Raw genomic sequence first — 25,063 nt, forward strand, 5'->3', positions numbered from 1 at the left:
CATGACAACTGCACAAACCACTCTTATAAAAAATGCCAAAATAGTTAACGAAGGCACTATTTTTAATGGCGATGTTTTAATTGAAGGAGCTATTATTACAAAAATAGATAGCTCGATAAGTGCAAAATCGGCCGATGTAAAAATTATCGATGCCGAAGGCAAATATTTACTTCCTGGAGCAATCGACGATCAGGTGCATTTTAGAGAGCCTGGTTTAACGCAAAAAGCAAATATAGAAACCGAAAGTAAAGCAGCTATTGCTGGTGGTATTACTTCTTTTATTGAAATGCCCAACACAAAGCCGCAAACTACTACCATTGAAAAGCTTGAAGAAAAGTTTGCTATAGCTGCAAAATCATCGTACGCTAATTATTCATTTATGTTTGGTGGAACCAACGATAATTTAGATGAAATTTTAAAGTTAGATGAAAAAGCCGTTGCTGGTTTAAAGCTATTTTTAGGTTCATCAACAGGAAATATGCTTGTTGACGACCCAGAGGTTTTAGAAAAAATATTTAAAAGCACCAATTTAGTAATTTCGGTACATTGCGAGGACGAAGGCACTATAAAACGAAATCTTGAAGCTCACATCGAAAAATTTGGCGACGATATTCCTATTAAATATCATCCAATTATTCGTAGCGAAGAAGCATGCTACTTATCATCTTCAAAAGCAATTGAATTAGCTAAAAAAACGGGAGCACGTTTACATGTTTTTCATTTATCAACAGGAAAAGAAACCGAATTATTTTCGAACAAAATTCCATTAAAAGATAAAAAAATTACAGCCGAAGTTTGTATTCATCACCTATGGTTTACAGATGAAGATTACGATAAAAAAGGCACTTTTATTAAATGGAATCCAGCAGTAAAAACCGCCAAAGACCGCGATAAACTTTGGAAAGCGTTACTCGACGATCGTATAGATGTTATTGCAACCGACCATGCTCCACATACTTTAACCGAGAAACAAAACGTTTATACTAAAGCACCGTCGGGCGGCCCGTTAGTACAACACGCCTTACCTGCCCTTTTAGAAATGCACCATCGCGGTAAAATTTCTATCGAAAAAATTGTAGAAAAAATGTGTCATAACCCTGCTATTTTGTTTCAAGTTGAAAAACGTGGTTACATTAAAGAAGGCTTTTATGCCGATTTAGTTTTGGTAGATTTAAACAACCCATGGACAGTAAATAAAAACAACGTATTATACAAATGTGGTTGGTCGCCTTTCGAGGGTTCAACCTTTAAATCTAGAATAACACATACCATTTTAAATGGTAACTTAGTTTATCACAACGCCAAGTTTAGCGAAACAAAACACGCCAAACGATTAACTTTTAACCGATGAAATTAAAAACTTTCATAGCACTTTTTAGTATTTTAGGTTTTATGGCTTGCTATAGTAAGCAGGAACCTAAAAAACCTGAGAACCTAATTTCTAAGGAAAAAATGGTCGATATTTTAATCGACTCTAAACTTATAGGAGCATCGAGTTCGGTTGAAAAAAGAATAATGAAAGAACATGGTATAGATATTACAACCTTTGTTTATAAAAAGCACAATATTGACAGCACACAATTTGCATTAAGCAATAATTATTACGCATTTCATGTAGAAGAATACAAGGCTATTTACGAAAAAGTAAAAGATAGTCTTGAAGCGTTAAAAGAAGCCTTTAAAAAACAAGAAGCTGCAGAATGGAAGAATGCCACTAAAAAAGAGGAAGATTCTATAATTGCTATTCAAGCAACTAAAGATTCTATTGCATTTTCAGAAAAAGTAGACAAATCGAAAACTACACTAAATAAAGATTCCATTTTAAGCGCTAAACTTAAGAAAGATTTAAGACCAAATCCCGACAAGGTTAAATTAATTACGCCTGCTTCAAGTAAATAGCTCCAATTTTGCTAATGGTTTCGCTAACCGAAGTAAACTCGTAATTAATAGCTTCCTTTATTTTATCGCTGCTATAATACGTTTCTGTTGTTAACGATTCTACTAAATGTTTTGTTAAGTGCCTACGTTTACCAGTAATTTTACTAAAAACCCAATCGAAACGCCAAGCTAAATTTAAAAGCCATGGTTTCGCCATAGTTTTTGGAACTTTCCCATTAACCGATTTGGCCAAAGTTTGTAACAGCTTTTTATAAGTCCAATTTTCGGCAACTAAAATAAAACGTTCATCCGTAATATTACGTTCCATTAACTGTATCATTACAGCAACTACATCGTTAACCGAAACAATTCCAACGGTTCCAGAAGTAATATGCGAAATTCCTTTTTGGGCACGTTTAAAAAAATTACCTGTGCCGTAACGCCAAATTCCAGGACCTAAAATTAAACCGGGGTTTACAATTACCGCATTTAAACCTTCTTGGGTTGCACGCCAAACTTCCATTTCGCCACCATATTTGGTAATAGCATAAACGCTGTTATCGCTTTCAGGATTGTAAATTGTAGCTTCGGTAATTGGTTTATTATTTAGTTCGTCGCCCAAAGTAGCAATAGAACTAACATAGCACAGTTTTTTAATATTGTACTGTAAAGCTAAATTTACAACGTTAGCGGTACCTTCAATATTCGTTTTCTTTAAAACATCGTATTTATTAGGCTCAAAACTTACAAACGCAGCACAATGGTAAACATAAGTTACATTTATAAAAGCTTCAGATAAGGTTGGAATATCTAAAATATTAGCTTCAACCCATTCAATTTTATTAAATAACGCATCTACATCATTTGTATAACAAGAAAACACGCTTTTTACATTACTAAACTTACGTTCGTTTCTGTAAATAGCACGCACTTTTTGGTTATTATTTACCAAGGTAAAAAGTAAATGCGCACCTACTAAACCGGTTCCTCCTGTTACTAAAATCATATAACGAATGTAAAGAATTATTAAGAATTGAAGTGTAATTATAAGCGTATTTTTATATTTGCGGTAGTTTTAAAAAATTGGAGAACATGATAAAGAATTTTGTTGAGGAATTAACTTGGAGAGGCATGATACAAGACATTATGCCAAACACCGAAGAACATTTAATGGAAGCTATGCGAATGGCGTATGTTGGCATAGATCCTACTGCAGATTCTTTACACATTGGCCATTTGGTTGGTGTTATGGGCTTAAAACATTTTCAATTAGCTGGACACAAACCTGTTGCGCTTGTTGGCGGTGCCACTGGCATGATTGGCGATCCTTCGGGAAAATCGGCCGAACGTAATTTATTAGACGAAGCGACTTTAAGACATAACCAAGATGCTATTAAAGAACAATTATCTCGTTTTTTAGATTTTGATAGCGATGCTGAAAACGCTGCTTTAATTGTGAATAATTACGATTGGATGAAAAACTTTTCGTTTTTAGAATTTATTCGCGATGTTGGTAAACATATTACTGTAAACTATATGATGGCTAAAGATTCGGTAAAAAAACGATTATCGTCTGAAGCTTCTGTTGGTATGAGTTTTACCGAGTTTACGTACCAACTAGTTCAAGGTTTCGATTTTTTACAACTTTACCGCGAAAAACAGTGTACTTTACAAATGGGTGGTAGCGACCAATGGGGAAATATCACGACCGGAACAGAATTAATAAGACGTATTGATAGTGGTAAAGGTTACGCCTTAACTTGGCCACTTATTACAAAAGCAGATGGTACTAAATTTGGAAAAACCGAAGGCGGCAACATTTGGTTAGATGCTAACCGCACTTCGCCTTACAAATTTTACCAATATTGGCTTAATACAAGCGATATTGATGCCGAGAAATACATCAAAATATTTACCTTTTTAAGTAAAGACGACATTACTGCTTTAATTGAAGAGCACCAACAAGCACCGCATTTACGTGTTTTGCAAAAACGTTTAGCCGAAGAAATTACCACAATGGTGCACTCTAAAGAAGATTTAGACAATGCCGTAAAAGCCAGTAATATTTTATTTGGTAAATCGACTTCTGAAGACTTAAAAGCCCTAAACGAACAAACCTTTTTAGATGTTTTTGATGGCGTACCACTTACACAAATTAACAAGGAAGATATTGAAAACGGTTTAGACATGATTGCCGCTTTAGCCGAAAAAGGTAACTTCTTAAAATCTAATAGCGAGGCGCGTCGTGCTTTAAAAGAAAATTCAATTTCTGTTAATAAAGAAAAAGTAAAAGACGACTATACACTTACAAATGCAGACTTAATAAACAAGAAATTTATACTGCTTCAACGTGGTAAAAAGAACTACTTTGTGCTTCAAATTATTTAATAAGATCAAAACTACTTAATTTTATTATTATAAAACAAACTCTTTTTTTACTAGTTTAAACAAAAAAAATAAAAACTAATATTTAGTTTAAATTTGCGGTTGTTAATGCAAAAATATTTACTATTAATTTATTTTATCACGAAGTTTGTTTTCTCGAAAACTAGCAATCGCCATTTAAAAAACCATATCTAAAAACGCTAAAATTCCCAACGGCCAACGTGCAAAAGACAACACAAAACTAAAAATCATTTAATCCTAATACAGAACAAAATCAGGCCTGTTTCAACTTCTAATAAATAAAATCGCTATTTATTTAACAAAATAAAATTAAGCGTTAATTAATTAAAAATATCAATAAAACTTAAGATTTCGTTCGTAGTTTAATTTTTGGTTTAGTATTTTTATGTTTCATTCTCAATAGAAAAAGAACATATGTCTGTAGAGCCAAAATTAATCCGATTTAAACAAAGTGTTTTATCAAAATACCAAATATACAATAGTATATTTATGACATTACCATTCGATGCTGTTACAAAAACCGGCGTCCTTTTACCTTTATTTCACGAAACTTGTGAAAAAGGGTTTAAACAAGGTGATGACCCAACAACTATTGTAGAAACTTTTTTTAAAAAATACCAAGCACGTCGAAGTGAAGAAAGTCAAATAAATTTACTGTTTCGTTTTATACAATATATAGAACGCCAAGTTGTACTTTTCGATGCGATTGAAGATGCCGCTTTCCCAACGGTAAACAATATGGAAGGTATTGGGACATTACGAAATTTAAAAGAAGCTGCAGCTTCCGAAAATAAACTAGAAGAACTCAAAGATTATCTTGAAGAGTTTAAAGTGCGTATTGTTTTAACAGCACACCCTACCCAATTCTATCCAGGGTCAGTCTTAGGAATTATTACAGATTTAACCGAAGCCATAAAAGATAACGATTTAAATAAAATTAACAACCTTTTTGGACAATTAGGAAAAACCCCGTTTTTTAAACGAGAAAAACCTTCGCCATATCAAGAAGCGAAAAGCTTAATTTGGTATTTAGAAAATGTCTTTTATAAATCGTTTGGAGACATTTACAACTATATACAACAAAATATTTACGACGATAGCAAAAGACATAACGAAATTATAAACATTGGTTTTTGGCCAGGTGGCGACCGTGATGGCAACCCTTTTGTTAAACCAGATACCACGCTTAAAGTAGCAGCTAAACTTAAGCAAGCTATTTTAAAGAAATATTACAGTGATTTAAAAGATTTAAGACGAAAATTAACTTTTAGAGGTGTTGAAGAACGTGTTATTAAACTTGAAACTATAATGTATAATTATAGTATAAACCAAATAACAAGTGAAACCCTAACAGCAAAAGAGTTTATCCGCGAGTTACTAAGTATTAGAGATATTGTGGTAAGCGAGCATCAATCGTTATACGTTAATGAAATAAACGATTTAATTAATCGAGTACATTTATTTGGATACCATTTTGCAACCTTAGATATTCGTCAAGATAGTCGCATTCACCATTCGGTATTTACAACTGTAATCGATCATTTAATTGAAAAAGGAAACTCATCCTTCCCAAATAATTATCACGATTTATCTGAAGCTGAACAAATTGAAATTCTGTCAAAAGCCAACGATCATGTTCACGATTTAGATACTTTTGAAGACGAAATGGTAAGAAATACTCTAAAAACTATTTCAATAATAAAAAACATACAACAAACCAATGGTGAACGTGGTGCAAACCGTTATATAATTAGTAATAACCAAACCGCACTAAACGTAATGCAATTATTTGCTATGCTAAAAATGGTTGGTTTTAAAGAAGAATTAACCGTAGATGTTGCACCACTTTTCGAGACGATTCCAGATCTTGAAAATGCACCAAAAGTAATGGAACAATTGTACACCAACGAAGCCTACATGGCACATTTACGAGCAAGAGGAAGCAAACAAACTATAATGCTAGGGTTCTCCGATGGAACAAAAGACGGTGGTTATTTAATGGCAAACTGGGGAATCTATAAAGCCAAAGAACTGCTAACAGAAATGTCTAGAAAATACGATATTACGGCTATATTTTTTGATGGCCGTGGCGGACCACCAGCACGTGGTGGCGGTAAGACACATAATTTTTACTCATCTTTAGGCCCTACAATTGAAGACAAAGAAGTACAAATTACCATACAAGGGCAAACTATTAGCTCTAATTTTGGTACTTTAGATTCTTCGCGCTACAACCTAGAACAGCTAATAACTTCTGGAATTAAAAATAGAATTGGTGGAGACAACAGCTTATCAAAAGAAGATACCGTAGTTATGGATGATTTAGCTGAAACTAGCTACCAAACCTATAAAAATTTTAAAAGCCATCCAATGTTTATTCCATATTTAGAACGTATGAGTACTTTAAAGTATTACGCCAAAACTAATATTGGAAGCAGACCATCAAAACGTGGAAAATCAGATAAATTAGTTTTCTCAGATTTAAGAGCCATCCCTTTTGTTGGATCTTGGAGTCAATTAAAACAAAATGTCCCTGGTTTTTACGGTGTTGGTACAGCCTTAAAAAAATATGAAGATAGCGGAGAATTTTATAAAGTAGAACAGCTTTATAAAAATTCTAAATTCTTTAAAACATTACTAGAAAACAGTATGATGTCTTTAACCAAATCGTTCTTCGATTTAACTAAATACATGTCTAAAGACGAAGAATTTGGTGCCTTTTGGAATATTATACATGAAGAATATTTAACAACAAAACGTTTACTATTAAAACTAACAGGATACACTGAACTAATGGAAAATGAGCCCGCTGGGAAAGCTTCTATTCAAGTTAGAGAATCTATTGTATTGCCGTTATTAACAATACAGCAATATGCTTTAAAAAAGATTCAAAATTTCGATAGAGAAGGTGTTCCTGCCGACAATGAAGAACGTAAGGTATTTGAGAAAATAGTAACACGCTCCTTATTTGGAAATATTAACGCGAGTAGAAATTCAGCATAAATATTATCTTTTAATAAACTAAAAAAGGATGTAAATTAAAAAATTTACATCCTTTTTTAGTTTAATTATTCCTATTATTTTATTAAAATGTACATTTTTATTAATGCTCATTCAATCTAAAATCTGGATAGGCATCCATACCATGTTCATGCGCGTCTAAACCTTCAAGTTCTTCCTTTTCGGAAACTCTAATTCCAACGGTTTTCTTTAAAGTGAAAATAATTATAAAAGCACTTACAACACAAAATACAGCATACGAACCTACGCCTATTAATTGAATTAAAAACTGATCGACCCCTGCTTTAGCTCCAAAAATACCAACTGCTACTGTTCCCCATATACCACAGGCTAAATGTACTGCAATAGCACCAACAGGATCATCTAATTTCAATTTATCTATTAAACTTACAGCAAATACAATTAAGGCCCCAGCAATACCACCAATTAAAATAGCATCTATTGGGCTCATTTGGTCTGCACCCGCAGTAATTCCAACTAAACCACCCAAAATTCCATTTAAGAACATCGTCAAATCTAAATTTTTATACATAATTGTTGATATTAACATAGAAACTATACCTCCTGCTGCTGCTGCCAAACATGTTGTTACAAGTACTAAAGATGTTAATTCTGGATCTGCAGAAAGTACCGAACCTCCGTTAAACCCAAACCATCCTAACCATAAAATTAAGACACCACCAGTGGCTAAAGGGATATTGTGACCTGGTATAGCCTCTGGCTTGCCAAATTTATTAAACTTGCCTATTCTTGAACCTAATAACCAAACTGCAATTACTGCAGCCCAACCACCAACAGAATGCACCAACGTAGAACCTGCAAAATCGTAAAAACCTTCGGTTTCTCCAATTGTAAATGTAGATAAAAACCCACCACCCCATTGCCAAGATCCTACAATTGGGTATACTAAACCTACATAAACGAGCGTAAAAATCATAAATGGACCAATTTTCATACGCTCTGCAACCGCTCCAGAAACTATGGTTGCCGCAGTAGCCGCGAACATGCCTTGAAATAAGAAGTCTGTCCAATAAGTGTAACCTTCATTATAACTTAAATCGAGTGATCCTTGATCTGTTAACGGCGCGTCTAGACCAAAACCAGCAAAACCAATAAAACCATTAAATTCTCCAGGATACATTAAATTAAAACCTACCAAACAATACAGAAGCAAGCCTACAGTAATTATAAATATATTTTTAAACAGTATGTTTATCGTATTTTTTTGCCTAGTTAAACCTATTTCAAGCAAGGCAAACCCCATATGCATGAAAAACACTAGTGCTGTACAGATCATCATCCATACATTATTTGTTGTAAATATTTCCATTTTAGTTAATTAATTTTTGTTGAATTATTTTATAGTATCTCCTCCTTTTTCACCCGTTCGAATTCGGTAACATTCTTCTATTTGCGATACAAAAATTTTACCGTCTCCAACTTCTCCGGTTGCACCAGAATTTAAGATTGCTTGGACCGTTGCCTCAGCAAAATCATCATTAACTACAATGGACAAATATCTTCGTTGAATATCGCTTGTACTATATGTCACTCCACGATAAACATGCCCTTCTTTTTCATTTCCCAACCCAGTAACATCCCAATAGGAAAAGAAATTTACACCAACTTCGTGCAAGGCTTCTTTTACCGCGCGATATTTGGATTTGCGAATAATTGCTTCAATTTTTTTCATAATTAGTTCTTAAAAATTTTTATTTAGTCTATCAATTTATATAATTAATATGAAATTTTAAAAAAGATCACACTCAAGATATGAAATATTTAAACAATTATATAAATAACAAAAGATGCCTTAAAATAAGGCATCTTTTTATGTAAATTATTTAAAGGGATTATTCTACTATTCTTCGTATTCTCTAACTCTTTTTCCTGGGTAAGCGATAGAACCGTGCTCAGAAATATCAAGACCTTTAATTTCTTCTTCTTCAGTAACACGTAATCCTAAAGTAGCTTTTAAAATACCTAGTACTATTGCAGATAAAACAATTGCCCATACTGCATAAGCTAGAACACCTATAGCTTGAGAACCAAGTTGTGCAGCTCCACCACCATTGAATAAACCAATACCAGTATCACCATCTACACCCCAAAGACCAATTACTAAAGTACCCCAAGCACCGCACACACCATGTACAGAAACCGCTCCAATAGCATCGTCAATTTTAAGTTTTTTCTCTATAAATTCTATTGAGAATACTACAATTACACCACCTATTAAACCAGCAAGTAAAGCGCCAACAGCAGTCATATTACCACAACCAGCAGTGATACTAACTAAACCAGCTAAAGCACCATTTAAAGATTGTGCTAAGTTTGGCTTACCATACCAAATCCAAGTAGTAATCAAAGCACCTAAACCACCTGCAGCAGCAGCTAAGTTTGTAATTAAAACAACAGTTGAAGCTCCAGTAGCATCATCGCCACCCCAAGCTAATTGAGAACCACCATTAAAACCAAACCATCCTAACCAAAGGATAAATACACCTAAAGTAGCTAATATTTGATTGTGTCCTGGAATAGGCATTACTTTACCATCTACGTATTTTCCAATTCGTGGTCCTACCATAAATGCAGCTACTAATGCAGCCCATCCACCAACAGAGTGTACAATTGAAGAACCAGCAAAATCGATAAAACCTAAATTAGTTAACCAACCATCTCCTTGCCATTGCCATCCTCCAGAAATTGGATAAATAACAGCAGTCATTAATACTGAAAAAATGATATAAGTTGTATATTTTGTTCTACCTGCAATAGCTCCCGATACAATTGTTGCTGCAGTTGCTGCAAACATAGTTTGAAAGAACAAATCGGCACCTTCACCTTGCATAAATCCGCCCCAGAAGAACCATCCGTTTGAGGTATCACCATACATTAGAGAGTAACCAATAAGCCAGAAGGTAATTGAACCTACACAAATATCTAAAAAGTTTTTCATAGCGATATTTACCGCATTTTTAGAACGAGTCATACCAGATTCAACTAATGTAAAGCCAGCTTGCATAAAGAAAACAAGAATACCGGATAGTAACATCCAAAGCATACCCATATCGCCTTCTACAGCAGCGGTATCTTGAAAAAATAAAGGAATGTTTAACATTGACATAATTTATTTATTTAATGGTTAGTAAAATTTAATTCTTAAACGCCATAACCCGTTTATAAAAAACGGGTATGGGTTTAATATGTTTGAGTTAGAAAGAATAAATTGCAGCTAAAGTAAATGCAGCTAAGCTCTCGCTAGGCATACCATCGTTATCTAAGAATTTTCCATAAAATTCTCCGCTATCAACATTAGTTAATGCATCAAGTCTAACTTCTGGCTTAATAATTAAGTTATCAACAGTATAACTTCCTGTTAAAGTAGTTGCGAAAACGCTTGGTAAATCGTCACCATCACCATGGATTGCGAAATATTCACCTCTTAAACCAATAGAAAAACTATCAGAAGTTGCTAACTGAGGATATAGAGCAGCTCCATAAAACCCTCCACCTATTTCACTGTTATCATTATAAGCAGCATTGATTCCTAAGAAGAAAGAATCGGATACATCGAAACCACCAGTATAATCGATTTCGAAACCTAAACCGTCGTTTTTACCACTATCGTAGTATAAGTTTAAGTATTGACCATAAAATCCTAACTGAGCACCTAAAGCATACTCACCAGTCATAGAAACATCATTAGTATCCCATGGATTAGTTACAGCTAACATTAAGCTAACATCATCAGATAAAGCAAAATCAGCTTTTAAACCCATATGTGAGAATGGTCCACTAGAGAATAAATAAGAACAGCTATAGTTGAAGTTTGCAGCTGGAGCAATTACCTCGTATCCTAAAAAGGTATTCCATCTACCAAAAGTTAAAGTGGTACCTTCTGAGACATTCCAGTAAACATAAGCTTGATTAACGATTCCGTCAACGATATCTGAATTAAAAGTAGCACCTGCACCTCTTGGACCAGTAACTAGGTCTAACACAGCACCTGCTTTTTCACCTTCATAGCTCACAATTAAGTTAGCCATACCTAGAGCAAAACCAGATTTACCAGCAAAAGCAGTTCCAAAACTTACACCTTCATTATCTGGTGCCGTTAAATAGGTTTGGTAATATGCATCTACACTACCGCTGATACTAAGTTTACTAGTTTCCTCTTCCTGTGCAAAACCTAGAGCCGCTACAAAAAGCAATGAAAGTGTTAAAATTTTTTTCATAATTGTTTTCATTTTTAGTTTTAATTATTAGTTAATTTTTTCTTAAGAGTGAGGTAAATCTATGCTAAAAAGTTATAACCCCCATAAAAAATAGGGGTATTTCCGATACTTTTATCAATATTCTAATTTTAACCCTATTTTTTTAGAGGTATTTTGGATTTTTTTTGATTTTTTGATTTTTTAACAAACCTTAAAATTGAGTTTTTGCTAATTTTTCGCAAAAAATACTATCATAATAGCTATTTAATTATTGCTTTTTTATCATAATAACACTTATCCCTATTTATTATTAACAAAACCATGATTGCATATTTAATAAAAAACACCTTATATATTAGCAGATAATTATTTTTAACTTCACTTCGCCTTAAAAATCGAAATAATGAAACACCCATTATTGCCATTTAATATCTTGTAACTATCTTAGCTATTCAACTCTATTTTTTAATCCAAAATTTGCTGACTATGCTGGAGAAACAAGGACTATATTCGCCCGAATTTGAACACGAAAATTGTGGCGCAGGTTTTATTTGTAATTTAAAGGGAGAAAAGACCAACCAAATTATTCATGATGCCTTAGAAATCCTAGTAAAATTACAACACAGAGGAGGCGTGAGCTCCGATGGAAAAACTGGTGATGGCGCCGGACTTTTAATTGACATTCCTCACGAATATTTTACTCGTGTTTGCGATTTTAGTTTACCCGCTTTTAGAGAGTACGCTGTTGGTATGATTTTTTTACCACAAAACGACAATCAACATATTTTCTGCAAGAACATTTTAGAACAAGAAATTGCCGAACAAGGACTTTCTATTTTAGGATGGCGTAAAGTTCCTGTTGACTCTTCTCAATTAGGTGAAATTGCTCGCGCTTCAGAACCTATTATAGAACAACTTTTTATTGGTAAAAATGAAGCTATAGACGAAGCTACATTTAAAGCTAAATTATACGCGGCTAGAAAGATAGCTGAACATACTATAAGAAAATCAAAAATTTCGGAAAGTGCTTACTTTCACATTCCAAGTTTATCCACTACCACACTAATTTACAAAGGTATAATTATGCCAAAAGACATTGGCCCATACTATACCGATTTACAGCAAATAGACTTAGTTACCAGACTTGCTTTAGTACACCAACGTTTTTCTACCAACACTATGCCTACCTGGGAATTGGCTCAACCATTCCGTTTTATGTGTCAAAACGGTGAAATTAATACCCTTAGAGGAAACGTAAGTAGAATGCGTGTTCGTGAAGAAATTATGAAAAGTGATGTTTTTGGACCACAAATACACAAACTTTTCCCTATAATTTTACCAGGAAAGTCCGATTCGGCATCTATGGATATGGTAGTTGAATTATTAACGCATACCGGTCGTTCTCTACCAGAAATTATGATGATGATGATTCCTGAAGCATGGGAAAAACACAAAACCATGTCTGAAGATCGCAAAGCATTTTACGAATATAACGGCTGTATTATGGAACCTTGGGACGGTCCAGCTTCAGTACCATTTACAGATGGCGATTATATTGGTGCTCTATTAGACAGAAACGGTTTAAGACCTTCGAGGTATACCGTTACCAAAAGTGGAAAACTAATCATGTCTTCGGAAGTTGGAGTTGTAGACGTTGAAGCATCCGATATTAAAGAACACGGAAGATTAGAACCGGGAAAAATGTTCTTGGTTGATATGAATGAAGGCCGTATAATTAGTGATGAAGAAATTAAAAGTAAAATAGTTTCAGAACGCCCTTACAAAGAATGGCTAGACAAAACACGCCTGCATTTGCGAGATGTACCTTACACCAACGAAACTTGCCCAATTGAAACTATTGACATAAAAACAAGACAACGTTTATTTAATTACACCTTCGAAGATATTCAAGAAGTAATTACCCCAATGGCTATTGTTGGCAAAGAAGCTCTTGGTTCAATGGGAATTGATACACCTTTAGCAGTACTTTCTGATAGACCTCAACTTATATCAAACTATTTTAAACAATTATTCGCACAGGTAACCAACCCACCATTAGATGGTATTCGCGAAGAGATTGTAACCGATATTAGTTTAAATCTCGGTAAAGACCGCAATATTTTTAGCATTACAGAACGTCAATGTAGAAAACTACGCATACAAAACCCAGTAATTTCTAATGCCGATTTAGAAAAAATCAGAACCATTGACATTGAAAGCTTTAAAGCCGAAACTATACATATGCTTTATCCTAAAGCACAAGGTTTAAACGGGCTTGAAGACGCTCTTGATTACATTATTGTACAAGTTGAAAAAGCTCTAGATAGAGGGACAAATATCATTATCCTTTCCGATAGAGGTGTAAATCAAGAATTCGCGCCTATTCCTGCACTTTTAGCTTGTAGTTATGTAAACCATCAAATGAACCGTTTACGTAAGCGTTCTTATTTCGATATTATTATTGAATCTGCAGAACCTCGTGAGCCACATCATTTCGCAACATTATTTGGATATGGAGCTAGCGCCATTAACCCTTATATGGTAAACGAAATTATTCGAATGCAAGTTAAAGAAGGCTTCATTAAAAATATAGACGAAGATAAAGCGGTTGAAAACTTTAATAAAGCCATAGGAAAAGGAATCTTAAAAATCATGAATAAAATAGGAATCTCGACCCTACACTCTTATCGTGGTTCTCAAATATTCGAAATTGTTGGCTTCAATTCTGCTTTCGTTGAAAAATATTTCCCATATACAGCCTCAAGAATTGAAGGTATAGGGCTTTACGAAATTGAAAAAGAAATTAACGAACGGTATAAATTAGCATATCCAGATAACAAAATTGATAAACGATTAAGTTTAAATATTGGCGGCGATTACCGTTGGAGAAGAAATGGCGAACGGCACTTATTTAACCCAACAACCGTGGCAAAATTACAACAAGCCGTTAGGTTAAGCGACCAAGCTAGTTACGATATTTACTCTAAAGCTATAAACGAACAAGCCGAAAACTTAATGACTATTCGAGGGTTGTTTGAATTTGATAATTTAGATCCAATTCCTATTGAAGAAGTAGAACCTTGGACCGATATTGTTAAACGTTTTAAAACTGGTGCCATGTCGTATGGTTCTATTTCTCGTGAAGCTCATGAGAATTTAGCTATTGCCATGAACCGTATTGGTGGAAAATCAAATTCTGGTGAAGGCGGAGAAGACAGAAAACGATTTCACCCAGATATGAATGGAGACAGCCGTAACTCTGCGATTAAGCAAGTGGCTTCTGGTCGTTTTGGTGTAACATCACACTACTTAACAAACGCCAAAGAAATTCAAATTAAAATGGCACAAGGTGCTAAACCAGGTGAAGGTGGTCAACTTCCAGGAGAAAAAGTACTACCATGGATTGCCTCCGCACGTAACTCTACACCATTTGTTGGTTTAATTTCACCGCCGCCACATCATGATATTTATTCTATTGAAGATTTAGCGCAATTAATATACGACCTTAAAAACGCAAACCGCGAAGCTAGAATTAATGTAAAACTAGTTTCTGAAGTTGGTGTTGGCACTATTGCCGCTGGGGTTTCAAAAGCAAAAGCCGATGTTGTATTAATTTCTGGATACGACGGAGGTACAGGTGCTTCGCCTTTAACATCATTAAAACATGCTGGTTTACCTTGGGAACTTGGCTTATCCGAAGCACAACAAACTTTAGTGCTTAACGATTTACGTAGTAGAATTGTTGTTGAATGTGATGGCCAATTAAAAACAGGGCGCGATGTAGCTATAGCTGCACTTTTAGGTGCTGAAGAGTTTGGTTTTGCAACCGCACCACTTGTAGCCTCAGGTTGTATTATGATGCGTAAATGCCATCTAAATACTTGCCCTGTAGGCGTTGCAACTCAAGATAAAGAGTTACGTAAAAACTTTAAAGGCACACCAGAACACGTTATTAACTTCTTCTATTATATTGCTGAAGAATTACGTGGTATTATGGCTCAATTAGGATTTAGAACTGTTGAAGAAATGGTTGGTCAAACCCATAAAATTAATGCTAACAGAGCTATTAAACACTATAAAGCTAAAGGGTTAGATTTATCAAGCATTTTGTATCGCCCAGCGGCTTACAAGCACATGACAGTTAAAAATACCGAAAAACAAGACCACGAGTTAGAAAATGTTTTAGATTTCACCATCTTGAAAGATTCTCACCGTGCACTTTATAGAAAAGAAAAAATGACACTTCAATATCCAATTAGAAACACAAACCGTACGGTTGGAGCTATTGTAAGTAACGAAATATCGAAAATTTACGGTCATTTAGGCTTACCTGAAGACACCTTGAATATTAACTTTAAAGGTTCTGCAGGACAAAGTTTTGGCGCCTTTGGTGCTCATGGTTTAACCTTTACATTAGAAGGAAACACCAACGATTACCTTGGAAAAGGTTTATCGGGAGGAAAACTAATTGTTAAAAAACCAGCTAGTGCCGATTTTGTTGCCGCAGATAACATTATTATTGGTAACGTTTGTTTATTTGGTGCAGTACATGGGCAAGCTTTTATAAACGGTATTGCTGGTGAGCGTTTCGCCGTTCGTAACTCTGGAGCTACCGCTGTTGTTGAAGGTGTTGGTGACCACTGTTGTGAATACATGACAGGCGGAAAGGTAGTCGTTCTAGGCAAAACAGGAAGAAACTTTGCAGCTGGCATGAGTGGTGGTATTGCTTATGTTTACGATCCAGACAACAAATTTGTAAACGGTTTATGTAACACCGAAACTATTGAATTCGAGGAAGTGTTATCCCAAGATGCCGAAGAATTAAAAACATTAATCGAAAAACATGTGCTTTATACCAACAGTAACCTAGGTAAAGAATTACTTGAAAATTGGGATATGACACAATCGAAATTTGTGAAAGTAATGCCAACCGAATACAAAAAAGCATTGAAGCGCTTAGAAACCGAAGAAGAAATGTTTGAAGAATTAGAAATAGCTGAATAAGATGGGAAAAGTAACAGGATTTAAAGAATTTGAAAGACAAGACGAAACTTATAAACCCGTTAACGAACGCGTTAAACACTATAAAGAATTTACAGTCCCTTTAAGTGAAGAAGAAATAACGAAACAAGGATCGCGTTGCATGGATTGTGGTATTCCGTTTTGCCACAGCGGTTGTCCGTTAGGTAATTTAATACCAGACTTTAACCATATGGTTCACCAAGGTGAATGGCAAAAAGCCTCTTGGATACTACATTCAACCAATAATTTCCCAGAATTTACAGGTCGTTTATGTCCTGCACCATGCGAAAAAGCATGTGTTTTAGGCATTATAGAAGACCCTATTTCTATTGAAAATATTGAAAAAAATATTGTTGAACGCGCCTTTAAAGAAGGATGGATTAAACCTCAACCTCCAAAAACTAGAACAGGCAAAACTATTGCCGTTGTAGGTTCTGGACCTGCAGGTTTAGCTACCGCACAACAATTAAACCGTGCTGGACATACCGTAACTGTTTTTGAACGTGATGATGAAATAGGTGGATTATTACGCTACGGCATTCCTAACTTTAAAATGGAAAAAGAAATTATAGATAGACGTTTAGCCATTTTAAAAGCCGAAGGAATTACGTTTAAAACAAATGTTCATGTTGGTGTTAATTACGACACCGAAGAACTTAAAACCTTTGATGCTGTTGTTTTATGTGGTGGCGCTACCCAACGTCGTAGCTTACCAACCCCAGGTATCGATGCTGATGGTGTTGTACAAGCTATGGACTTTTTAACCCAACAAACTAAAGTTGTTTTTGGTAAAAAAGTAGAAAACCAAGTACTAGCAACAGGTAAAGATGTTATTGTTATTGGTGGTGGTGATACCGGCTCGGATTGTATTGGCACCTCTAACCGTCAAGGTGCAAATTCGGTTACCAATTTCGAAATTATGCCTAAACCACCGGGACACCGTTCGCCAACTACGCCTTGGCCATTTTGGCCATTACAGCTTAAAACATCATCTTCTCACCAAGAAGGTGTTGAGCGTAACTGGCTAATTAACACTAAGGAATTTGTTAAAGACGAAAATGGTAAACTTACAGCTCTTAAAACTGTAAATGTAGAATGGAAAATGGTTCCAGGACAACGCCCACAGTTAATTGAAATAGAAGGTACCGAAAAAACTTGGCCGTGCGATTTAGCATTATTAGCTTTAGGTTTTACAGGACCAGAAAGTACATTAGCCGAAAAATTAGGAATTAAAACCGATGCTCGTTCTAATTACAAAGCAGATTACGGCAAGTATCAAACAAATGTTCCAAATATTTTTACTGCTGGCGATATGCGTCGCGGGCAATCGTTGATTGTTTGGGCAATTTCTGAAGGTAGAGAAGCTGCAAGACAGGTTGATATTTACCTTATGGGTAAATCAGATTTACCTACAAAAGATGCTAGTGGTGATCTAGTAGCGCTGCATTAAAAATATTAAAGTAATAAAATAACAGGGTTCTCTTCATTTTGATTTGAACCCTTTTTTAAAACAATTTCAAACCAAAAAAGGACCTCAAGTTGAGATCCTTTTTTTCACCAATAAAATTAACTTTAATAAAAAAGTTAACCACCAAAAATTTTATCGCTTAGTTTAAAAACTTAGGTTTTATAACTAGCATAGCCCAAGCCCAGTTTTGTCCACCTGCAGCAGCATCTTCTGTAATACCTTTTAAATCGTACATACCATCGGCAGCAAACATTTGTGAATATCCTGCTACTAAAGCATAACCTTTAAACGCCTTTTTAAAAACAATATCTAACTCTGTACCTAAAGCTTTTTCACCTTCTGTAATTTCTTGCTCACCGCTAAAGTTTAAAACTTTTACTAATAAGCTAGATCCTTTTCCTAAATTAAAGTTTGCACTAGCATGGATATCTACTAAACCAATTGAGTTAGCATGATTACCTACATAAAAATAATCCATAAACCCATTAAACTTGTGGTTTGTACCATATAATGGGAAAAATGCACCAGTTTCTCCAGCATCTGCATCATTACCACTAATAATTTCTACACCAGCACCTAAAGTTACTTTATCTGAAGCTTTAAAAGTTGCATCTAAACTTACATCGTATGCGCCTTTTACAGCAACTTCATTTTGTCTGTCACCTGTTTGAATATAAGCGTTTGCAGCTAAACCAAGTTTACCAGCTTTATATTTTAAGTGCGTACCAAGTGTTAATAAACTACTTGTACCATCTCCTGTTACACCATCATCTTCATATTCTTGAAACCCATTATTCATAAGCAATAAGCTACCTGAAAATTTATCCCAAGCTTTGCTTAAGTGTAACATTTGCATGGTTTTATAAGAGAAAAAACCTGTTGTGTTATATTCTGTACCAGAAGACACAAACCCTGTTGGATTGCTATAATCTTGATTAAATGCTAAAGCAAGATCAAGCTTAAAACTATCTTTTGCATACTTAATTAAAGCAGCATCGTGGTTACGCCCTTGTTGCGCCCAATCTAAACCACCAAGTATACGTTGGTCGTCGTACGATAAAACTTGGCGACCTAATTTAGTAGACCATCCGCCTCCTAATTGCAATTCACCCCAAGCTTGAAAAACACCAAATGAATTATTTTGGTCGTAAGGTAAAATTTGGCGATTTTCTCCCCAAACCATTACATCTTGTAAACTAATAAATACCTTATATTTTTCAGTTTTAAAACCAGAATTTAATCTAATTCTTGTTGAAATCCCGTAACCAGGTTCTGCTTCATCTGCAATTAAGCTTCCAAAACCATGACGGTATTCGGTACGTGGTCTAAATTCACCATCTAAGGTAAATTGTGCATTAGCTACTTGCAAGCAACCTAAAAATAATAGTCCTAGAGTAATTATTTGTTTTTTCATTTTTTGATTATTTTACGTTTTGTGTTAGTTTATATTTTTTTGTTAGTTTTTTAATGCTCTAAAAAGTCAATTAAATGTTTGCGGTATTTGTAATAATCGTCGTGTTCTAAAACTGCTTTACGTGTTCTTGGGCGTTCAAAATCAATACTTAAAACATCTCCAATTTTTGCACGAGGACCGCTAGTCATCATTACCACTCTATCGGCAAGGAAAATAGCTTCATCTACATCGTGCGTAATCATTACGGCAGTAATTTTTTCTTTATTCCAGATTTCAATTAAAATATCTTGTAATTCGCCACGAGTTAAAGAATCTAGCATTCCAAAAGGCTCATCTAAAAGCAATACTTTTGGCTTTATAGCAAATGCTCTGGCAATACCAACACGCTGCTGCATACCTTGAGAAAGTTCGCTGGCACGCTTATTAAAAGCATCTTCTAAACCTACTTTTTGTAAATAATATTTAGCTATATCGTTTCGTTGTGATTTGGTAGCATGAGGAAACACTTGGTTTACACCTAAAAGCACGTTTTGTAAGGCCGTCATCCAAGGCATTAAACTTGGCGCTTGGAAAATAACACCACGATCTGGACCTGGACCTTTAATATGGTTTCCTAAAACCGAAATATTACCACCAGAAATTTCGTTTAAACCTGCTATCATGGAAAGCATAGTTGTTTTACCACATCCTGAATGCCCAATTATAGTAACAAACTCTTCCTTTTTAATTTGTAGATTTAAGTTTTCTAGCACCACATAATCACCTTTTGGCGTTGGGTAAACTTTCTTTAAATCTTTTAAATCTAGCATCACATCTTCCGAAGGAAAAATAATGCCATTTTCTGTTATATTTTGTGTTTGAGTTATCATAATTTCAAGGTTTTAAAAACGTCCTACAAAGCTTTTTGGTTGTAAATCTGGCAATTCAATAGGTGCATTCGCTTCCGCTTTGCGAGAATCTCCTATATCCATTAAATATTCAATAATGGCGTTTCTGGTTTCTTTAAAATTAGCATTATCGTTAAGCTCGGTTTTGTCGCGAGGTCTTTCAATATCAATTTTAAATTCTGGTCCCAAAGTTGCTTTTGGCCCTGGACGTAACGGAATAATGCGATCTGCCATATAAATACCTTCATCTACATCATTTGTAATAAGTAAGGCAGTACGCTTGTTACGGCTCCAAATATTTAAAATTTCGTCTTGTAAATTTCCACGAGTTAAGGCATCAAGCGCACCTAGCGGTTCATCCATAATAATCATTTCCGGATCCATAGCTAAAGCTCTTGCAACCGATACACGCTGGCGCATACCACCCGACAATTCTTTTGGACGTTTATTAATTGCTGGTGTTAAACTTACCATTTCAATATATTCGGCCACCAACTCTTGTAACTCCTTTTTGCTCTTTTTAGGAAAAGCCTCTTTAACCGCCACATATACATTTTGCCCCACAGTTAACCATGGTAATAAGGAGTAATTCTGAAAAATAACACCACGCTCATGGCTAGTACCTTCAACCTTTTGTCCTTTAAAAAGCACCTCGCCCGATGTAGGCGTAATAAGTCCGTTAATTAAGTTTACCAAAGTTGTTTTACCACTTCCAGTAAACCCAACAATCGCCACAAACTCACCTTCTTCTATGGTTAGGTTTATATTCGATAATACCTCTGAAGCATTATCTCCAGTACCATATGTTTTATTTATATTATTTAATTCTAAATATGCCATTTTATTTAAGTTTTGGGTGTTCCCTTCCAGGTCGGGCTTTCGGCTATATCTTTTTTATTGGTTCTGGCGTTTCGCTATCGCTGCACACTAGAACTGACATAAAAAAGGATGCCGCCTCAATCCCTAACACGAGATTTCTACAAAATTTTAAACTATATTACTAACTATCGGTTTGCAATAAAACCAACAATTAAATTGCGTCTGTTTTATCGAAGGACACCGTGTTTTGTATAAACAACATCAATCGATCTAACAAGAAACCTATAATACCAATAACAAACATGGCAACTATAATTTTGGCGTTAGAATCGTTAGCTCCATTTTGAAACTCTTCCCAAACAAATAAACCTAAACCAGGACTTTGTGCTAATAACTCAATAGCAATTAAAACCATCCACGCTACAGATAATGTAATTTTTAAACCTGTAAAAATTAATGGTAACGACGATGGTAAAACCACTTTAAATACTTTTTGAAAAGGTCCTAATTTTAAAACCTTTGCAACATTTATATAATCTTTATCTACCGTAGATACTCCCATTGCTGTATTTACTAAAGTGGCCCACATAGAACACAACCCAACACTAATAAACGAAATGGTAAACGAGCTATCTTCGCTAGAATCTATAAGTAAAGTTTTAACAATCATGAACACTAATAAATACCAAACTACTGGAGATACAGGCTTAAATATTTGAATAAACCAGTTAAAAGCACTTTTTAACGTTGGGCTTAAACCTATAAATATTCCTAAAGGCACTGCAATTAATAAGGCTAAAAAGAAACCGGCAAATACCGTTTTTAAACTTCTAAAAATTTGATCTACAAACGATGGCCTTCCTGTATAAACTATAGGATCTTTACCTTCTGCAACACGTTTTTCATTTAATGCTGCTGTTTTTTCCTTAAATGCTAATTTATCTGCTCTAATTAAAAAGTGATCATCTAAAAGCGATTTGTAAGATGCCCAAACCTGTGAAGGTGATGGTAAAGTATTTGGCTGGCAACTAATATCTCCAGAAGCTATACATGCTTTTAAAGCATCTGCTGCTGCCTGACCTTGTTCGGTTAAAGCTTTTTCAATTTTAAACTCGGCTTCCTTATTGTATAACGCTTTTGCTCCTAAATGCCATATTCCTATAAATAAAAATATAGATAAAATTGGAACAATAAATTTCCTTAAAATCTTTAAATAGTCTTGTTTTCCTAAATTTCCGGAAAATAAATCTTTAAGGGTAGATATAAAACCTAATCCCATAAACTTAGATATTTTATTTAATGTTAAACTTTGACTCATGATTACTAATTTTATTGGTTTGTGTTTAAGTATAAATATTAAAGATTAAGTGACTATTATAGTTTGTAATTCCTGAAATATTGGAGATAATCCTCATCAGGAATAACAAACCAATAAAACCACTTTACTTTTTTACAGCTTATTGCACTGCTTTATCTTTATTTCCTATTGAGAAACTGTTTATGTATGCTATTGGATCTTTAGCATCATATGTTTTACCATCTATAAAATCTGTTGTTGCTGGCTTATAACCATCTGTTGTTGGCACATCGCTAGCAGGAATATGTCCTTCTTCAACTAAAAGATCTGCTGCTTTTTTCCAGATATCTGGTCTGTAAATATCTTTAATAGTTTCTGCATACCATTCTGCTGGTTTTGCTTCTGGAATTTGTCCCCAACGTCTCATTTGAGTTAAGAACCAAATACCATCCGAATAGAATGGATATGTTGCATTGTATTTGTAGAATACATTAAAGTCTGGCATTTCGCGCTTATCACCTTTTTCAAACTCGAAAGTACCTGTCATAGAGTTTGCTAATACCGCTTCGTCTGCACCTACGTATTGAGACATTGATAATATTTTTACGGCTTCAGCTCTGTTTCCTGGCTCGTCTAACCACTTTCCAGCACGAATTAATGCTTTAGTTACCGCAATTGCAGTGTTAGGATTTTCTTCAACAAACTTTTTTGTCATTACAAACACCTTTTCTGGGTTGTTTTTCCAGATATCGTAGTTTGTTGTTACCGGCACACCAATACCTTTAAATACAGCTTGTTGGTTCCATGGCTCTCCTACACAATACCCGTAAATTGTTCCCGCCTCTAAAGTTGCTGGCATTTGTGGTGGTGGTGTTACAGAAAGTAAAACTTCGGCATCAATTTGCCCTTGTACATTTTCAGCAGTATACATTCCTGGGTGAATTCCAGCAGCAGCTAACCAATAACGAATTTCGTAGTTGTGTGTGGAAACTGGGAATACCATACCCATTTTAAATGCTTTACCTGAATTTTTATAATCAGCAATTACTGGCTTTAAAGCTTCGGCTTTTATTGGGTGCACTGGTTTTCCATCTTCTCCTGTTGGTACATTTGGCTTCATTTTGCTCCAAACATCGTTAGATACTGTAATACCATTACCATTTAAATCCATAGAGAATGGTGTAACTAAATCTGCTTGACGACCAAAACCTGCACCAGCAGCAATTGGCTGACCTGCTAACATATGCGAACCATCTAATTGTCCATCAATTACACGGTCTAATACGTTTTTCCAGTTCGATTGCGCTTCAACAGAAACAAATAAACCTTCATCTTCAAAAAATCCTTTTTCTTTAGCAATGGCTAAAGGCGCCATATCTGTTAATTTAATAAAACCGAATGTTAATTGTGGTTTTTCAATTTCTAATGTTTTAGTTTTAGAAGTTTCAGCTACAGCCGCCACTGCTTTTGCCTCTTTTTTAGAATCTTTACCTCCACAGGCAAACATAACTAACGATAGTGCAGCAAGACTTGTTAATTTAATTAATTGTGATTTCATTATTATTCTAGTTTTTATAGTTATCTAAGTATGAATACTTATTTTCAACAAATATATACTTAGAACTAGAAACTACGTATGCAATTGACCATGTAATAACCGCTTTTTATACAGCTAATAACCTGCTAAAAAACATGTTTTTATCACAAACCCTTATTTAACAAGAAGATAAACGCATCGCTATGCAGAAAGAGTTTTAAAAAATTACTTATAAAAACACTTAAAACTTACTTAATTTTTTAAAAAATACGTAGAAAACAAACACTTAAGATTACAGAAAACGACTCAAACCCATTAACAATGACCTATAAATAAACCAATAACTAATAATTGTTTAAGCTCGCTGAAGGGAATAAGGAAAGTTTAAAAAATGATTATTTTTTCAACCATTCTTCTTGAGAAAGTGCGCTATATTTTTTATCGGTTCCATACGGATCGACTCCACCTTTTAAATAAGAACTTATAGCTTTTAATGCTATTGTGTCTTTCATTTTAGAAGCCACTTCGTAACGATGATTTCCATGAAAATCATGACATTGAATACACGTTGTCCATTGCTTTTTAGCGATTAAATCTTTATGAGACACATCTAAAGGATCATTTTCTACTGCTAAATCTTGATGACAATTCATACAATAGTTTATTTTATCGAGTGTAATGCGCTCTCCATGATGTTCTGAGTGACAGGTTACACAAGTAGTTGCATCTATATTTTGAATTGCATCGCTAAAGCGCGGTTCTGAAAAACGATAAATTGGATGCCTATCGTTTGGCCTATCATGACACTCTAAACAGTTATTAGCCGTTACGTCCTGTGTTCCAAAATCAACGCCTTTTTCACGAAATCCTAAGGCATGAGATGTGTTAGACTGCACTTGTTGCAACAAACTACCCTTTGCATCGGCATGACAAGCATAACAAGATAATGTTTCATGTCCAGTATTCATTGGCCCAATAGAAACATAAGACTCGTTAGATTCTAAGGTTAACAAAAAGAAGGCTGCAACACCTACAACCAAACCTATTAAACCCCCTATAACTTGTCTTTTTCTTAACGGACTTACATTAAACATGCA

Annotated in this window: 17 protein-coding genes; 6 read left to right on the top strand and 11 right to left on the bottom strand. The window is 34.7% G+C overall.

From position 1 onward, the window contains the following. The first annotated feature begins 1 nt into the window (after position 1). Both PW52_RS02525 and PW52_RS02530 read left to right on the top strand, forming a co-directional pair. On the top strand, positions 2-1,351 hold the full coding sequence (locus PW52_RS02525; RefSeq protein ID WP_044631360.1) for a dihydroorotase: 1,350 nt from the start codon (positions 2-4) through the stop codon (positions 1,349-1,351). Continuing rightward, positions 1,348-1,899: a DUF4296 domain-containing protein gene (locus tag PW52_RS02530; protein WP_044631361.1), complete on the top strand. Its 552-nt coding sequence runs from the start codon at positions 1,348-1,350 to the stop codon at positions 1,897-1,899. The genes PW52_RS02525 and PW52_RS02530 overlap by 4 nt, the downstream gene beginning before the upstream one ends. Here PW52_RS02530 and PW52_RS02535 read toward each other — a convergent pair. Next, the gene (locus tag PW52_RS02535) at positions 1,877-2,884 is read right to left on the bottom strand and encodes an NAD-dependent epimerase/dehydratase family protein (protein ID WP_044631362.1); all 1,008 of its coding nucleotides are present in this window, start codon (positions 2,882-2,884) and stop codon (positions 1,877-1,879) included. The genes PW52_RS02530 and PW52_RS02535 overlap by 23 nt on opposite strands. An 86-nt stretch (positions 2,885-2,970) precedes the next feature. Here PW52_RS02535 and tyrS point away from each other — a divergent pair, with 86 nt between their 5' ends. Both tyrS and PW52_RS02545 read left to right on the top strand, forming a co-directional pair. Next, entirely contained in the window at positions 2,971-4,266 is a 1,296-nt protein-coding gene (tyrS, locus tag PW52_RS02540) for a tyrosine--tRNA ligase (protein WP_044631363.1), read from the top strand. A gap of 432 nt (positions 4,267-4,698) precedes the next feature. After that, a complete protein-coding gene (locus PW52_RS02545; RefSeq protein WP_044631364.1) occupies positions 4,699-7,287 on the top strand; it encodes a phosphoenolpyruvate carboxylase in 2,589 nt (862 codons plus the stop codon). A 100-nt stretch (positions 7,288-7,387) separates the two neighbouring features. Here PW52_RS02545 and PW52_RS02550 read toward each other — a convergent pair whose 3' ends face one another. From PW52_RS02550 to PW52_RS02565, 4 genes are all read right to left on the bottom strand, one after another. Continuing rightward, positions 7,388-8,635 (bottom strand): ammonium transporter, encoded by a 1,248-nt coding sequence (locus PW52_RS02550; RefSeq protein WP_044631365.1) that lies wholly within the window; start codon positions 8,633-8,635, stop codon positions 7,388-7,390. Positions 8,636-8,659: 24 nt separating this feature from the next. After that, positions 8,660-8,998: a P-II family nitrogen regulator gene (locus tag PW52_RS02555; RefSeq protein ID WP_044631366.1), complete on the bottom strand. Its 339-nt coding sequence runs from the start codon at positions 8,996-8,998 to the stop codon at positions 8,660-8,662. A gap of 168 nt (positions 8,999-9,166) precedes the next feature. Continuing rightward, positions 9,167-10,432: an ammonium transporter gene (locus PW52_RS02560; protein WP_044631367.1), complete on the bottom strand. Its 1,266-nt coding sequence runs from the start codon at positions 10,430-10,432 to the stop codon at positions 9,167-9,169. Between the two features lie 88 nt (positions 10,433-10,520). Continuing rightward, on the bottom strand, positions 10,521-11,543 hold the full coding sequence (locus PW52_RS02565; protein WP_044631672.1) for an outer membrane beta-barrel protein: 1,023 nt from the start codon (positions 11,541-11,543) through the stop codon (positions 10,521-10,523). Between the two features lie 465 nt (positions 11,544-12,008). Between PW52_RS02565 and gltB the strand changes: the two genes are divergently transcribed. Together gltB and PW52_RS02575 are read left to right on the top strand one after the other, a co-directional pair. Continuing rightward, positions 12,009-16,526: a glutamate synthase large subunit gene (gene gltB, locus PW52_RS02570; RefSeq protein WP_240475137.1), complete on the top strand. Its 4,518-nt coding sequence runs from the start codon at positions 12,009-12,011 to the stop codon at positions 16,524-16,526. 1 nt (position 16,527) lies between these two features. Continuing rightward, the gene (locus PW52_RS02575; protein ID WP_044631368.1) at positions 16,528-17,994 is read left to right on the top strand and encodes a glutamate synthase subunit beta; all 1,467 of its coding nucleotides are present in this window, start codon (positions 16,528-16,530) and stop codon (positions 17,992-17,994) included. A 157-nt stretch (positions 17,995-18,151) separates the two neighbouring features. Here the strand turns inward: PW52_RS02575 and PW52_RS02580 are convergent, their stop codons facing one another. From PW52_RS02580 to PW52_RS02605, 6 genes are all read right to left on the bottom strand, one after another. Then, the gene (locus tag PW52_RS02580) at positions 18,152-19,426 is read right to left on the bottom strand and encodes an alginate export family protein (protein ID WP_044631369.1); all 1,275 of its coding nucleotides are present in this window, start codon (positions 19,424-19,426) and stop codon (positions 18,152-18,154) included. Between the two features lie 50 nt (positions 19,427-19,476). Further along, the gene (locus PW52_RS02585; RefSeq protein ID WP_044631370.1) at positions 19,477-20,295 is read right to left on the bottom strand and encodes an ABC transporter ATP-binding protein; all 819 of its coding nucleotides are present in this window, start codon (positions 20,293-20,295) and stop codon (positions 19,477-19,479) included. A gap of 12 nt (positions 20,296-20,307) precedes the next feature. Next, a complete protein-coding gene (locus PW52_RS02590) occupies positions 20,308-21,153 on the bottom strand; it encodes an ABC transporter ATP-binding protein (protein ID WP_044631371.1) in 846 nt (281 codons plus the stop codon). A gap of 190 nt (positions 21,154-21,343) precedes the next feature. Further along, positions 21,344-22,450, bottom strand: coding sequence for an ABC transporter permease (locus PW52_RS02595; protein WP_044631372.1), 1,107 nt, complete (start codon positions 22,448-22,450; stop codon positions 21,344-21,346). A gap of 139 nt (positions 22,451-22,589) precedes the next feature. Further along, positions 22,590-23,987 (bottom strand): CmpA/NrtA family ABC transporter substrate-binding protein, encoded by a 1,398-nt coding sequence (locus PW52_RS02600; RefSeq protein WP_044631373.1) that lies wholly within the window; start codon positions 23,985-23,987, stop codon positions 22,590-22,592. A 374-nt stretch (positions 23,988-24,361) separates the two neighbouring features. Then, positions 24,362-25,060 carry a cytochrome c3 family protein gene (locus tag PW52_RS02605; protein ID WP_044631374.1) on the bottom strand — a complete coding sequence of 233 codons (699 nt, stop codon included), beginning with the start codon at positions 25,058-25,060 and terminating at the stop codon, positions 24,362-24,364. Positions 25,061-25,063: the final 3 nt, after the last annotated feature.

It is taken from the genome of Neotamlana sedimentorum, from assembly GCF_000943565.1.
Lineage (GTDB): Bacteria > Bacteroidota > Bacteroidia > Flavobacteriales > Flavobacteriaceae > Neotamlana > Neotamlana sedimentorum.